The following is a 13,500-nucleotide window of genomic DNA, read 5'->3' as shown; positions in this document are numbered from 1 at the left end:
CTCCGGCGGCCGGGCGAGGCTTGGCCTCTCTCCCGACCTCTCCGCCAGGGGCGTTGCCCCTGGGCCCCACCGGGGGATAATCCCCCAGGACCTCAGAAAGGAGGATGGGGACGCGGGTGGGAGGCATCGTACGCTTGCCTCCCGCATCCCGGCGACGTCTTAAAATTCGGGTCCGAGTTCGGTGAGGGTGACCAAGGCGATGCGGGGATCGCGTTCCTTGGCCCAGATCTTGAGGGCTTCGTAGGTCTCGCCGTAGGGGTGTCCGATGGCGATGGCCCGACCGTGCTTGAGGGCGTGGCGCTCGGCGGTTTTGAGTTGGCCGAGGATGGTGCGGGTGTTGCGGACGTTGTCGAGAAAGACGGCCCGGCGGTAGAACGGCACGCCGGCCCGACGGGCGGCTTCGGGGGCGGCGCTGGTGGCCGAGGTCACGGAATCCATGAAAAAGAGGCCCTTGGCCTTGAGGATGGGCATGACGGCGGCCATGCCCGGGCCGTCGCTGGTAAAGGCCGAGCCCATGTGGTTGTTGATGCCGACCACGTGGGGCAGCTGGGAAAGGTTGTCGGTGAGGGTGGCCTGGATGCGCTTTTCGTCCATGTCGGGGAAAAGCGCTCCCGGACCGGGATTGACCCGGGGGTAGGAGCCGGGCTGCATGGGCTGGTGGAGGATGATTTCGAGGCCGTGCTCGGCGGCCTGGGCGGCGATGGACCGGGTGCGCGGCCGGTTGGGCAGGATGGCCAGGGTGACGGGGATCGGCAGTTCCATGAGGTTTCTGGCCATGACCGGATGGTCGCCGATGTCGTCGATGACCACGACCATGCGCGGGCCCTTGCCGGCGTCTCCGGGCACGGGATGGGCGTCCGGTTCGGTGTCGGCGGGTCCGGGAGCGGCCGTGCCGGCCGGGGGCGCGGCTTCCATGACCACGCGGACTTCCGAGGCCGGGGCGGGGTTGGGGGGCGGGGTTTCCCGTCCGGCCAGATGCTCCTCGAAGGGCAGTTCGGCCTGACGGGGGGTGCTTTCCGCGAGCCGGGCCGGGCCATGTTCGCCTGCCGGGCGGCGGGGCTTGGAGGCGGCGGCGGCCAGGTGCCGGATGTCGCCGGCTTTGGCGGCAGGGGACGGGTGGTCCGTCGGCAGCGGCGGAAACGGGCCGAAGAGCACCAGGACCAGGACGACGAGGCTCGCGGCCAGGGCCAGCCCGGCCACGACCGCGTAAAAAGGTTTGCCGGGGAGAACGATGTGTCGTTTCTCCCCGGCCTTGGCACGCGCCGGAGCTTTGCCCGGCCCCTTGGCGGGTTTCATGGGAGCGGTCTTTGCCCGGCGCGTCTTACTGGTTGTAGTTTTTGATGGGGAGATACTTCACCAATTCCAGGGCGAGCTTGAGCTGATTGTCGCGCGCGAGCTGTTCGATCAGCTTCTGCTTGGGATCGTCGGACGACTCGGCCTTCTTTTTCTTGTTCTCCAGATGGCGGGACAGGTCGCGTTCCCGGAACTGGTGGTTGGCGGCCAGCTTGTCGCCGTCGGCGCCGTTGTCCTCAAGGGGAACCATGAAGTCGGGTTCGATGCCTTCCGCCTGGATGGAGCGGCCGTTGGGCGTGTAGTAGAGGGCCGTGGTCAGCTTGATGCCCGAGCCGTCGGAAAGCGGGATGACGGTCTGGACCGACCCCTTGCCAAAGGTCTTTTCCCCGACGAGCAGGGCCCGCTTGTGGTCCTTGAGGGCACCGGCCACGATTTCCGAGGCCGAGGCCGAACCGGCATTGATGAGCACGGCCATGGGCACGGAAACGTCGCTCCCGTCGCCCTTGGCCGAGAAGACCTTCTCCTGGTCGGCGCTCTTGCCTTTAATGGAGACGATCTGGCCGGAGGGCAAAAAGACGTCGGACACGCTGACCGCCTGTTCGAGCAGGCCGCCGGGATTGTTGCGCAGGTCGAGGATGACGCCCTTGAGCGTTTTGCCGCCCTTCTGGAAGTCGCTTATGGCCTGCTTGAGCTCATTGGTGGTGTTTTCGTTGAAGCGGGTCAGCCGGACATAGAGGTAGCCGGGCTCCACTTCGTTGCTCTTGACGCTGATGATCGGGATGGTGTCGCGCACCACCTTGACCTTGAAGGGTTTTTGCTGGTCCTTGTGGATGAGGGTCAGGGCCACGGGCTTGCCCTTGGGGCCGCGGATCTTCTGCACGGCGTCGACGAGGGTCATGTCCTGGGTGGACTCGCCCTCGATCTCGAGGATCACGTCGCCGGACTTGATGCCGGCCTTGTCGGCCGGGGTGTCGTCAATGGGGGAAATGACCGTCAGCCGGCCGTTTTCCATGCTGATCTCGATGCCGATGCCGCCGAATTCGCCGGAGGTGCTGACCTGCATCTCCTTGAATTCTTCCTTGGACAGGAAGCTCGAATGGGGGTCGAGCTGCTGGAGCATGCCGACGATGGCGCCATCGATCAGTTCGTTTCGGGTGACGGATTTGACGTAGTGGTTCTCCACCAGGTCCATGACCTGGCTGAAACGCTTGAGCGGGGCGAAACGGTCCTCTTCCGGTTTGGCGGCCAGGGCAACCGAGCCCATCGCCAGGCAGACGACCAGGGAACACGACACTTTGGTCAAAAGACGCATACCATTCCTCCACGGAACATGACGGGCCGCGTGCGAAAGGCGCATGCGGCCGTATCCCTCGCTCCCGTCCGAAAGGCCTTATTGCCTTGCGGCAAGCCACTCCGCCGGATTAAGAGCTTTTTCCCGAAAACGCAATTCGAAATAGACTCCGGCGGTTCTCGCCGTTGCGCAAAACCCCGACCGGCCGAGGATGGCCCCCTGGGGCACCTCGTCGTCAACGGCCACGTCCACCTGCCCAAGGCAGGCGTAGACCGTATGCCGGCGATCGCCATGCGACACGATAAGCATGCGGCCAAGGCCGCGCAAGGCCCCGGTGAAAACCACCCGCCCTCCGGCCGCGGCCGCAACCGGGCTTCCGGGGGGCGCAGCCAGGACCACTCCCTGGCGCGGCGGCCGCGCCTGCGGGGCAAAAGCCGCAGCCACCTTTCCCCGGATCGGCCAGGACAACCCGCCGTCCGGGGGCGTGAACACGGCCGGCCCGGTGCCCTCCTCCCCGTTCTCGGCCGGCCCGGGCGCGCCAGGGGTCTGGTCCGGAGCCTGCGGGGCCCGGCCGGGCCGGACCGCCCCGGCCGGCCCCGGTGCCCCGGCCGGGACAGGCGGCTTCCGGCCGGTTTCCGCCGCCTCCGACCGATCCCGGGCCGCGGCCGGGCGGTCCGGCCCGGCCGCTTCCAGTAGGTTGCGCATCCACACGGCCCGGCGGTCGGCCTCGGTCCAGTCAGCGCCGGCCGCGCCGCCGTCCGGGGGGCCGGCCAGGACGGCCGCCTGCCCGGGCCAGAGCGCGGCCAGCCGGCGGGCGGCCTCCCGCTCGGACGCCCGGGCGGCGGCCACGTCCTCCCGGCGCGGACGCGCGGCGTCGCGGCCGAAAGCCGGTGCCGCCCCTGTCAGAAACATGACGGCCGCCAGGAAGAGGGCCCTCCGCCTCATGGCAGAAACGCCGCCAGCGGGCAGGTGGCGCACCGGGGCGCCTTGGGCTTGCACCACGCGTTGCCCACCCGGGCCAGGAGTTCGTGGTACTCGGCAAAAAGGGCCGGGTCTTCGGGCAGGGCGTCCATGAACATCTCCCGCACCTCGCCATACCCGGCATCCTCGGCAAGGAGGGCATGGCGGCCGCAGACGCGCACCGTGTAGGCATCCACCACGAAGCTCGGCAGGCCGAGGGCGAAAAGGAGGATCTTGTCCGCCGTTTCCGGCCCCACGCCCCGGACGGCCAGCAGGGTCTGGCGCGCGGTTTCCAGGTCCATCCGGGCCAGGGCGGTCAGGTCCCCGCCGAGGTCGTGCACGATGAGTGCCAGGAGATTGCGCAGCCGGGCCGCCTTGACCTGGAAATACCGGACCGGCCGGATCAGCCGGGCCAGCTCCTCCACCGGCAGGGCGAGCAAGGCCTCGGCCGTGAATTCCCCGCCGGCCTTCAGGTTGGCCATGGCCCGCTCCACGTTTTCCCAGCTCACGTTCTGGGTCAGGATCGAGCCCACCGCGATCTCGAACGGGGAGGCGTCGGGCCACCAGCGGCCGGGACCAAGGGCGTCCCGCATGGCCGCGTGCATTGCCAGAAAAAGGGGTTGCCGCTTCATGCTCCGTTTCCGTCCCCGGTCCGTCCCGGGTGTTTGTCGCGCCAGGGGTCTTGAGCCTACCCGCTTTCGCCGGTTTGATACAGCCCCGGCCGCCGGGCCGCGCGTCGGGAGGGCCCCGGCCGATGTCTCCCGGCTTTGCAAAGCCGGGCCCGTCGTGTAAGGCGGTTGCCACGGCGCACCGTCTTGCGCCCGGAGGAAGCCATGCCCGCCGCCTTCGTCTACATCACGGCCGCGTCGCCCGAAGAGGCCGAACGGATCGGCCGGGCCCTGGTGGAAGCGCGGCTAGCCGCCTGCGCCAACATCCTGCCCGGCATGCGCTCCATCTACCGCTGGAAAGGCGCCGTCGAGACCGCCGAGGAAACCGTGCTCATCGCCAAGACCCGGATGGAGAAGGCCGAGGCCTTGCTCGCCAAGGTCAGGGAACTGCACGCCTACGAGGTCCCCTGCGCCGTGGTTCTGCCCATTGCGGCCGGCCTGCCGGACTTCCTGGGCTGGATCGACGACGAAACGGCCCCTTAAGCCCCAAATATCCTAAGGAGAATCCGTCCATGCGCATCCTTGTCTCGGGCTCCCTGGCCTATGACCGCATCATGAGCTTCCCCGGAAGCTTTGCCGACCATATCCTGCCCGACAAGATCCATATTTTAAACGTCTGCTTCCTGGTCGACGGCCTGGAGGAGAAGTTCGGCGGCACAGCCGGCAACATCGCCTATTGCCTGAAGCTCCTCGGCGAGGATCCGACCATCGTGGCCACGGCCGGCAAGGACTTCGCCGCCTACGAGGCCTGGCTTCGCCACTGCGGCATCGCCATCACCGGCATCCGCCGCGTCAACAGCGAATTCACGGCCGGGGCCTACATCACCACCGACCGGTCCGACAACCAGATCACCGGCTTCAACCCCGGGGCCATGAAGCACAGCGCCGAATATCCGGTCGACGACTGCGACCCGGCCGACACCCTGGCCATCGTGGCCCCGGGAAACCTGGCCGACATGCAGGACCACCCCCGCCGCTACAAAGCCAAGGGCATTCCGGTCATCGTGGACCCGGGCCAGAACATCACCGCCTTTTCGGGCGAGCAGCTCACGGAAATGCTGACCGGCGCCACCTACCTCGTGTCCAACGACTACGAGCTCCAGTTGATCGAGAACGCGACGAAGCTGACCCTGGCCGAGATCGTGGCCCGGGCCGGCACCGTCATCACCACCCTTGGCGAAAACGGCTCGGTCATCCGCCAGGGCGCGGCCGAGACCGTCATTCCGGCCTGCCCCGCCGCGGACGTCAAGGACCCGACCGGGGCCGGGGACGCCTTCCGGGCCGGGTTCATCAAGGGCCTGTCCCTGGGCAAGACCCCGGTCGAGGCGGCCAGGATCGGTTCGGTGTCCGCCGCCTACGCCGTGGAGCACCACGGCACCCAGGAACACCGCTTCACCTGGCCGGAGTTCACGGCCCGCTACGCCGCCGCTTTCGGCGACCTGTAGGATCGCCCCGGCAGGAAAAGAGGAACCGGGGCTCCGCCCCGGACGCAGCGGGCGGACGTGTGCGCCGAAGCGATGCGCCCGCCCGCTCCACACCCCCTCTCCGAGGTGCCCGGGGGGAAGCATTCCCCCCGGCCGTCGGAGGCATGCCTTTCTCCTCCCTTGAAAAGAAAACGGCCGCCGGGAATCCCCGGCGGCCGTTTCAGCCGTATGGCGGAAAACGCTAGTACGTGGCGCGGAATTCGTCGCGGCGGTTCTTGGCATAGGCGGCTTCGCCGGTGCCCGGATCCAGGGGACGTTCCTTGCCGTAGCTGACGGTGGACAGACGGTCGGCCGGGATGCCCAGGTTGGACAGGTACTGGGCCGCGGCCTGGGCCCGGCGTTCGCCGAGGGCCAGGTTGTACTCGGCCGTGCCGCGCTGGTCGCAGTTGCCTTCCACGATCACCTTGATCTGGGGGTACTGCTTCATGATGTCGGCCTTGCGGGTCAGAATCTGCCGCGCTTCGGGCGTCAGGTTGGAGCTGTCGAAGGCAAAGTTGATCATCTGGGCCAGCTCATTGGCAGCCTGTCCCATCTTCTCGCGCAAAGCCCGCTCCTGCTCGAGACGAGCCCGTTCCTGCTCTTCCCAGCTCGTGCCGGAACCGTCACCGGGGCCGCCGGCCTTTTTGGCACAACCGAAGCCGGCCAGGGAAAGCAGCAGCACCAACATCGCCAGAATCACAATCCTCGAACGCATCATTTTTTCTTCCTCCTCACTATTGCCCGCCCGGGCTTTTGGAAACCAAGAGCTTTACCCCTGGCTGTTCTCGATGGGGCTGGCGAAGCACCAACCGGAACCGGCCCCCAATTACGCCTCCTGCAATAAAATGCAACAAGGAATTGCGGTGGGGTTCCGGTAATTGCGTACTTCTTTTAACCCCTTGTCTCCAATGTCCGCGCTTTCTCCCGGCCTCGGCCGGGTCCATTACAGGATGGTCAGAAAGCCGCCCCTCCCTACTGCGGCAATGGCCCCCACGACGGCATCTGGGCCGGACCGTCGCCGGTCGGGACCATGACCGGCGGCGCGCCGTGCCGGGTGGTCACGTAGATCTTCTTCTGCCCGCTCCTGGTGGAAGCGAAGGCGATGAAATAGCCGTCCGGCGCGAACGACGGGTTCTCGTCCGAGCCGCCGCCGGACGTGACCTGGGTCTCCTGGCCCGTGCCCAGGTCGTGGACAAAGACCTTCTGGGCCCCGCCCATCTGCTTGGTGAAGGCCACGAGCTTGCCGTCGGGGCTGATGCTCGGGTTGGTGTTGTAGCCCGAGGAGGTGATGCGCCGGCCCGAGCCGCCGCCCACGTCCTTCACGTAGATGTTGGGGCTGCCCGTCTCGTCGGACACGTAGGCCATGGTCCGGCCCGAGGCGTCAAAGGAGGGGGAGACGTCGATGCCCGGACCCGAGGCGATGGCCCGGCCGGGCTGCTGGCCGCCGGTCAGAAGGTAGATGTCGGCCTTGCCGCGCAAGGACAGGCTGACCGCGATCTGGCCGTCCGGCAAAAACCGGGGGCTGACCACGTTGGTGGTCGGCAGGGTGTAGACCTGCGGCTTGCCGCCGCCGGACCAGACGCCGAGATAGTGGGAACGGGAGCCGATGAGCGTGAAGACGATGCGCCGGCCGTCAAACGACCAGGCAGGGCTGACGGCCATGCCGAGATCGTTGTAGCTGGTGACGCGGGTCAGCCCCCGGCCCATGGGCCGCACGGTCCAGATGTCGGTGCCCTTGCCGCTGCTCGGCTTCACGAAGGCGATCTGGGAATTGAAAAATCCGCCCTGCCCGGTCAGCGCGGCCATGAGCTCCATGCAGAAGCGGTCCGCGATGTCCGGCAGCTGGGCATCGGTGACGCCGTCGTAGCCCTTCCCGACCAGGACCTTCTGGGAATAGACCTCGAAGGCGCGCAACTCGACGTTGCCGAGGTTTGTGCCGGGCGTCCAGTTGGCGGTGACCAGGACATCGACCTTGGCCAGGCTGAAGGGCTTGAAGTCGATCTGCTCGGCCTTGGCGCCGCCAAGTTGGCCGGGGATGTTCGACGGGGGGACGAGTTGCAGGAAGGGTAAAAATTGCAGGTCCTTGTTGATGAGGTCCTGGAGCTTGTCCGCCGGGCTCATCTGCCCGCCGCCGGCAAAGGGCCGGGCCATGACCAGGTTCATCTTGGCCTGTCCCGGCCCCTGGATGTCAACGGCCAGGGATGTCTGCTGGGCCCCGGCCTGTCCGGACAGGAGGCAGGCAACCAGCAGGACGACCGCCCCGAGAACGCCTGTAAATCGCTTTGTCGCGCGCATGGTCATTGTCCAATTCCCTGAAAACTGGATTGAAGTTGGATGCAAGAGGCCCCGGCGGCAAGGCCGGCGGGACGTCCGCCGCGGTCCGGGCGGCAAGGCCCGAGGCCGCATGGCCTTGGCGGCCCCCCTGGGAAGCCGCCATCCTTTTCCTAATAGCCCGTTCCCGAACAGCAGGCAATCCTTTGTCGGCTAATGCCCGAGTTCCTGGGAACTAAACCGCAGCTGGAGGACACCGAGGCCGGCCGGCGGCGGCGGCAGCTTCTCGGTCTCGGCCACGGACTTGACCGTGGAAGCGTCGAAGCTGGCCTGGCCCGACGGCTGGACGAGCCGGTAATTCTCGATGCGGCCGTCCTTGTCGATGTGGACTTCCACCACGGCCAGAAGCTGCTGCTTCGCCCCGCTCTGGGGGAAGCGCCAGTTTTTTTTCACTTCCCGGTTCACGATCCCGGCGTAAACGCCCATGGTCACGCCGCTCCCGCCGCCACCGCCGCCCGGCGCGCCGCCGCCTCCGCCGCCGCCGGCCATGCGCTTGGCATCGGCCAGGGCCTTGGCCAGCGGATCGCCGCCCGCCTCGCCCTTGCCCGCGCCCTGGCCGGAGCCCGACCCGGAGCCCTGGCCGGCCTTGGCCTTGGCGTCCTTGAGGGCCTGGGCCAGGGTGTCCTTGCCCGCCGCGGCCTCCCGGGCCGCCGACTCCTTGGCCGCGGCCGTCTTGGCGGCGTCCAGGGCCTTTTTCACGTCCTCGGCGGCCTTTTTGGCGTCTTCGGCCTTCTTGGCATCGGCCGCCTTCTTGGCATCCTCGGCTTTTTTGGCCTCGTCCGCCTTCTTTTTGGCCTCGTCGGCCTTTTTCGCGTCCTCGGCCCTTTTCGCGTCCTCGGCCTTTTTCTTGGCGTCTTCGGCTTTCTTGACCTCGTCCGCCTTTTTCTTGGCCTCTTCGACCTTTTTGGCCTCTTCGACTTTCTTCAGTTCCTCGGCTTTCTTGGTGGCCTCTTCGAGCTTTTTGAAATCCGGCTTGGGCTCGGGCTTGGCCTGTTCCGTGGGAATGGGCGTGGCCTTGGGCTCGGGCTTGGGTTCGGGTTTCGGTTCGGGCTTGGGCTCCGGCTTGGGCTCGGGCTTGGGCTCGGATTTTGGCTCGGGCTTGGGTGCCTGGGGTTCCGGGGCCACGGGCACGGCGGCCACGGGCTCGGGAGCCGCGGGCTTGGCCGGCGTGGCCGGGGCCTCGGCCGGTTCCGGCAGTTCGGGCTCGGCCGCGGCGGGACCGCCGGGTCCGCCGGCCGGCTCGGGGGGCCCGAGTTCGGGCCGGTCGCCCGGCCCCTTGGGCCCAGGCGGCAGGCCGGCCTCGCCGGGCGGCAGGCCCGGCGCGCCGAGGCTGACCAGGTCGACCTCGTAGACCGGCACGTTGAGCTCGAACTTCACCGGCTCGATATTGATGAAGACAAGGCTCGCCAGCACCACGGTCAGGTGCAGGAAAACGGAAAATATCCAGCCGAGAACGCGCATGGGGCACTCGTTTGGACGCGACCGGGCCGCGCCCGGGTCCTATTTCTTTTTGGAGGCGGCAGCGGGTTTGGCCGTCTTTTCTTCCTCGGCCACGACGCCGAGCTTGTCCACGCCGGCCATTTTGACCACGCCCATGATCTTGACCACCGTGCCGTAGGGCACGGCCTGGTCGGCCCGCAAAAAGAGCTGCTTTTTCTGGTTGGTCACGAGCTGCCGGACCTGGCCCTCGAGGTCGGCCATCTCCACCTGGTACTTGTCGAGGAAGAACGTGCCGTCGGCCTTGACGGTCAACACCAGGCTCTCGTTATCCTTGGGCAGGACGCTGACCGCCCGGGTCTGGGGCAGATCAACTTCCAGGCCCTGGGTCATCATGGGTGCCGTGACCATGAAGATAATCAGCAGCACCAGCATGACATCGACAAACGGCGTGACGTTGACGTCCGCCATGAAGCGGCCCTTGCCGCCGACCTGCATGCCCATGGCCTAGAACCTCTCTGCCGACGGCTGGCGGTGCGGCGCGGCCGGAGCGGCGGCGTCGCGCGGCGTCCAGGTCACCTCGCGCTGGATGCGGTTTAGAAACGCGCCCGCGAAATTGACCAGCTCGCCTTCGATGGCCTGCATGTAGCCGAGAAAGAAGTTGTAGGAGATGACCGCCGGGATGGCCACGGCCAGGCCGATGGCCGTGGCGACCAGGGCTTCGGAAATGCCCGGGGCCACGGCGGCCAGGGCCGCGGACTGCATGAGGCCGATGGAGTGAAACGAGTTCATGATGCCCCAGACCGTGCCGAAAAGGCCGATAAAGGGCGTGGCATTGGCGCTCGTGGCCAAAAAGGACAAGGAACTCGAAAGCTTGGCCAGCTCCTGGGACACGCCCTGGCGCAGCACCCGGCGGATGTTGTCCATGGCGATGTGGCCCTTTTCCGAGGGATCGAGGTCGGCCTGCTCCATGCGGACCAGTTCCTCGAAGGCCAGCCGGCCGACGTTGAAGGCCGGGGACTGGCGCGACTGGCCAAGAGCGTTCATGGCCGACCGCAGGGTGTCGGCTTCCTGGAACCGGGTGTAGTCTCTGGCCGTGTCGCGTTTGGCCGCGGTCAGGGTGAAAAGCTTGACGAAAATGATGCTCCAGCAGCCAAGCGACATGAAGCCGAGGATGCCAAGGACAAAGATGACCGTTGGCGTGGCACTGGCCATCATGGCCCAAAAGCCGCCATGCGGCGTTAGCGCGTCCATTGCGACCCACCTGTGGGAAATGTAAGAGGTTAGGAAAGCACGAAATCGGCCAGGGCTGGGAGGGCAATTTCCGCAGGCGCGGCAATCCGGACGTCGGACAGCCCCTTGTAGGCGCTTTCCATGAGATTTATTTCCACGACCACCCCGCCCCGGGCCTTTATCTCCCGTGGCAGGAGATTGGCCGGGGCGACCTCCCCCGATGTTCCGGCCACCACGATACAGTCGGCGGCCAAGGCCAATTGACCGCTTTTGCCAAGGGCGTCAAGTGGAATGGCCTCTCCGAAAAAAACGATGTCCGGCCGCACCACGCCGCCGCAGTCCCGGCAGCGCCACGGAATATCCCCGGCCGTCAGGGCCAGCGCCGCCGTCGGATCGTGCGCCAGGCCGCAGCCCATGCAGGAATAGCGGGCCAGGCTGCCGTGGAATTCCACCACGTTTCGCGAACCCGCCGCCTGGTGCAGGCCGTCGATGTTCTGGGTGACGATGCCGGACAGGCGGCCGGCGGCCTCCAGCCGGGCCAGGGCCGTGTGGGCCGGATTGGGCCGGGCCCGGCCGGCCACGGCCAGGGCGTCGAGCAGAAAGGCCCAGACCCGCTCGGGATGTCGGGCCAGCGCCTCGGCCGTGGCCACCCGCATGGGGTCGTGGCGCTCCCACAGGCCGCCGGGGCTGCGAAAATCCGGAATGCCGCTGGCCACGGAAACCCCGGCCCCGGTCAGGGCCAGGACGCATCCGGCCCGACGCACGAGGCCGGCCGCTTTATGAAGGGCTTCATCCACGGCCGGCACTCCGGTTGCATTCCTGGCAATTTCCACAAACAGGCTGTATTTTCTTCCACATTGCGGTATCGGTGGTAAAAGGCATCGTGTCCACCATCTGACGCAGGAGGTTTAGGTTATTATGAAACGCACTGTCCGTACGTTGGTCTTTTGCACCCTGCTGTCGCTGCCGGTGATCGGCATCGCCGCCGAACCGGCGCTTCTGGCCCAGATGCCGCCGCCCGGCATGCAGCAACAGCCTTCGCCCCCCCCCCCGCGCCGGGGGGAACGCAACCCCAACCCGCGCCCAACGCCCCGCAGCCGGGCGGCATCCCGGGCCAGCCCGCGCCCAACGCCCCGCGCCAGGGCCGCATGCCGGGCCAAACCGCGCCCAATGCCCCGCAGCCGGGCGGCATGCCGGGCCAGCCTGCACAGAATGCCCCACAGCCGGGCGGCATGCCGGGCCAGCCTGCGCCGAATGCCCCGCGCCAGGGCGGCATGCAAGGCCAGCCCGCGCCCAACGTGGCCCCGCCAGCGACGCCCCGGCCTCCCCGGACCACTCCCGCACCCGGACCGAGAGGCGTGATGACACCCGGCCCCGTTGTCGTCCCCCCGGCCCCGGGCCTGCCCCCGGGCCCGGCGATGGCCCCCGGCCAGCGTCCGGGACGCGGCCGCGCCAACGCCATAGCCGTGTGCAACCAGCAGCAGGCCAACTGCGCCAACCGCTGCAACCGCCGCACCTACGGCCAGTCCCGCAATTTCTGCAACAACCAGTGCAACGCCCAGTTCGTCAATTGCACCACCCGGGCCAACACCCGATTCTAAGCCCCAGGGGGACGCCATGAAGCGCCTTGTCGCCATCGCCTTTCTGCTTGTCGCCACCGCCATGCTGGCCGGGCCGACGCCGGGCACGGCCCAACCGATCTGCCCGCCCGGCTATGTCTGGGCCGGCGCGGCCTGCCGTCCGGCCGGCCCCCCGCCCCCGCCGCAGTACGCGCCGCCACCGGCCTACGCCCCGCCGCCGGCCTATGCCCCGCCCCCGGGCTATGATCCCAACATCAAGCAGGTGGCCCGCCGGGCCATCACCGTCCACTCCTGCCCGGGCGAAGGCTGTCCGCCGGTCACGTCCCTGACCTACGGCACGCCCGTGCGCATCGTCGGCTGGGAAGGCCCCTTCGTGCGGGTGCACGTTCCCGGCACCCCCATCGACGGCTGGGTCAAGCGGCGTCAGCTGACGCCGTAGGCCGTTTCCCCGCCCTGGCAGCGGCGGTCCGGGCCCGGTCCCGGGCCGCCGCTTTTGCGTTCGCCCGGCAAGGCCGGTCGGCAGGCCGCGAAATCCGGGTCAACGGCATCCAGGACCGCAAAAAGCGCCCGCAGCTCGCTGTCGGCATGGAGCAAGCGGACATTGGCCCGGAAATGCCGGATCAGGTCCGCGCCCATGGCCGCCAGCCCGGCCCGCCGGTCGCGCCGGTAGGTCCGCACGCCCTCGGCCACCCCGGTCGCCTGGCCGCAGAGGCCGTAGGCCACGAGGTAGCGGTCGGCCACGGCCTCGTAGACCGCGAGGGTCTCGAAGCGGTCCGGCAGCGGCACCGGCCGGGCCATGGCCGCCACCGTCTTTCGCACCGCTCCCCGGCGCACCTGGAAAACCTGCTTGCCATACCCCTGCCGCCGCAGCCATACGAGGTGGTAGACCAGCACCCGGTCGTAGAGCCGCTGGCGCAGGGCGTAGCAGACCCCAAGCCCGACGAGGAGCACCGCGCCCGGCACGGACACCCACAACGGTACGGCCGCGACCTTGGCGGCCAGAATCCCTATCCACCCGGCCACGGCCAGGGCCCAATCCAGGGCCTGGCGCCCGGCCAGGATCGCGACGTTCAGGCAGAAATCCGCCGCCTTGCCCGCCAAGGCCCACAGAATGGTATCCAGATGGGCCAGCACATCCTCCACGACGCCTCCTCCCCCGGCCACGGCCAAAACGGCCGGGCCTCTCCCACGACCTGACGGCTACACCCGGCCCGGGGCCGGCGGCAAGGGCAAGCGTCCCCTTG

At 68.0% G+C, this 13,500-nt stretch carries 15 protein-coding genes; 4 read left to right on the top strand and 11 right to left on the bottom strand.

The genetic code is table 11. From position 1 onward, the window contains the following. Positions 1 to 159 precede the first annotated feature (159 nt). The 4 genes from DFW101_RS01305 to DFW101_RS01290 form a co-directional block, all read right to left on the bottom strand. Positions 160 to 1,296, bottom strand: a complete 1,137-nt coding sequence (locus DFW101_RS01305; protein WP_009179731.1) for a divergent polysaccharide deacetylase family protein — start codon at positions 1,294 to 1,296, stop codon at positions 160 to 162. Positions 1,297 to 1,321: 25 nt separating this feature from the next. Continuing rightward, complete coding sequence (locus DFW101_RS01300; protein WP_009179730.1) at positions 1,322 to 2,605, bottom strand: S41 family peptidase; 1,284 nt, start codon at positions 2,603 to 2,605, stop codon at positions 1,322 to 1,324. Positions 2,606 to 2,683: 78 nt separating this feature from the next. After that, entirely contained in the window at positions 2,684 to 3,529 is an 846-nt protein-coding gene (locus tag DFW101_RS01295) for a murein hydrolase activator EnvC family protein (RefSeq protein ID WP_009179729.1), read from the bottom strand. Continuing rightward, a complete protein-coding gene (locus DFW101_RS01290; RefSeq protein ID WP_009179728.1) occupies positions 3,526 to 4,176 on the bottom strand; it encodes an endonuclease III domain-containing protein in 651 nt (216 codons plus the stop codon). Before DFW101_RS01290 ends, DFW101_RS01295 begins: the two co-directional genes overlap by 4 nt. 201 nt (positions 4,177 to 4,377) lie before the next feature. On the opposite strand from DFW101_RS01290, the gene cutA reads away from it, so the two are divergent. Beyond that, entirely contained in the window at positions 4,378 to 4,695 is a 318-nt protein-coding gene (gene cutA / locus DFW101_RS01285) for a divalent-cation tolerance protein CutA (protein WP_009179727.1), read from the top strand. Positions 4,696 to 4,724: 29 nt separating this feature from the next. Then, entirely contained in the window at positions 4,725 to 5,657 is a 933-nt protein-coding gene (locus DFW101_RS01280) for a carbohydrate kinase family protein (protein WP_009179726.1), read from the top strand. 220 nt (positions 5,658 to 5,877) lie between these two features. Here the strand turns inward: DFW101_RS01280 and pal are convergent, their stop codons facing one another. From pal to DFW101_RS01250, 6 genes are all read right to left on the bottom strand, one after another. Then, entirely contained in the window at positions 5,878 to 6,393 is a 516-nt protein-coding gene (gene pal / locus DFW101_RS01275) for a peptidoglycan-associated lipoprotein Pal (RefSeq protein ID WP_009107714.1), read from the bottom strand. Positions 6,394 to 6,647: 254 nt separating this feature from the next. After that, positions 6,648 to 7,970, bottom strand: coding sequence for a translocation protein TolB (locus DFW101_RS01270; RefSeq protein ID WP_232286123.1), 1,323 nt, complete (start codon positions 7,968 to 7,970; stop codon positions 6,648 to 6,650). A 189-nt stretch (positions 7,971 to 8,159) separates the two neighbouring features. Further along, the gene (gene tolA / locus DFW101_RS01265) at positions 8,160 to 9,467 is read right to left on the bottom strand and encodes a cell envelope integrity protein TolA (RefSeq protein WP_009179724.1); all 1,308 of its coding nucleotides are present in this window, start codon (positions 9,465 to 9,467) and stop codon (positions 8,160 to 8,162) included. 39 nt (positions 9,468 to 9,506) lie between these two features. Beyond that, a complete protein-coding gene (gene tolR / locus DFW101_RS01260) occupies positions 9,507 to 9,947 on the bottom strand; it encodes a protein TolR (RefSeq protein ID WP_009179723.1) in 441 nt (146 codons plus the stop codon). A 3-nt stretch (positions 9,948 to 9,950) separates the two neighbouring features. After that, positions 9,951 to 10,697, bottom strand: coding sequence for a MotA/TolQ/ExbB proton channel family protein (locus DFW101_RS01255; protein ID WP_009179722.1), 747 nt, complete (start codon positions 10,695 to 10,697; stop codon positions 9,951 to 9,953). A 29-nt stretch (positions 10,698 to 10,726) separates the two neighbouring features. After that, positions 10,727 to 11,473: an SIR2 family NAD-dependent protein deacylase gene (locus DFW101_RS01250; RefSeq protein ID WP_009179721.1), complete on the bottom strand. Its 747-nt coding sequence runs from the start codon at positions 11,471 to 11,473 to the stop codon at positions 10,727 to 10,729. A 561-nt stretch (positions 11,474 to 12,034) separates the two neighbouring features. On the opposite strand from DFW101_RS01250, the gene DFW101_RS01245 reads away from it, so the two are divergent. Together DFW101_RS01245 and DFW101_RS01240 are read left to right on the top strand one after the other, a co-directional pair. Next, on the top strand, positions 12,035 to 12,277 hold the full coding sequence (locus DFW101_RS01245) for a hypothetical protein (RefSeq protein ID WP_232286122.1): 243 nt from the start codon (positions 12,035 to 12,037) through the stop codon (positions 12,275 to 12,277). A 16-nt stretch (positions 12,278 to 12,293) separates the two neighbouring features. After that, a complete protein-coding gene (locus DFW101_RS01240; RefSeq protein ID WP_009179719.1) occupies positions 12,294 to 12,695 on the top strand; it encodes an SH3 domain-containing protein in 402 nt (133 codons plus the stop codon). Here the strand turns inward: DFW101_RS01240 and DFW101_RS01235 are convergent. Beyond that, a complete protein-coding gene (locus tag DFW101_RS01235; protein WP_009179718.1) occupies positions 12,680 to 13,399 on the bottom strand; it encodes a hypothetical protein in 720 nt (239 codons plus the stop codon). The genes DFW101_RS01240 and DFW101_RS01235 overlap by 16 nt on opposite strands. Between the last annotated feature and the right edge of the window lie 101 nt (positions 13,400 to 13,500).

It is taken from the genome of Solidesulfovibrio carbinoliphilus subsp. oakridgensis, assembly GCF_000177215.2.
Classification (GTDB): Bacteria; Desulfobacterota; Desulfovibrionia; order Desulfovibrionales; family Desulfovibrionaceae; genus Solidesulfovibrio; species Solidesulfovibrio carbinoliphilus.
This window is presented reverse-complemented; position numbering and strand designations above follow the sequence as displayed.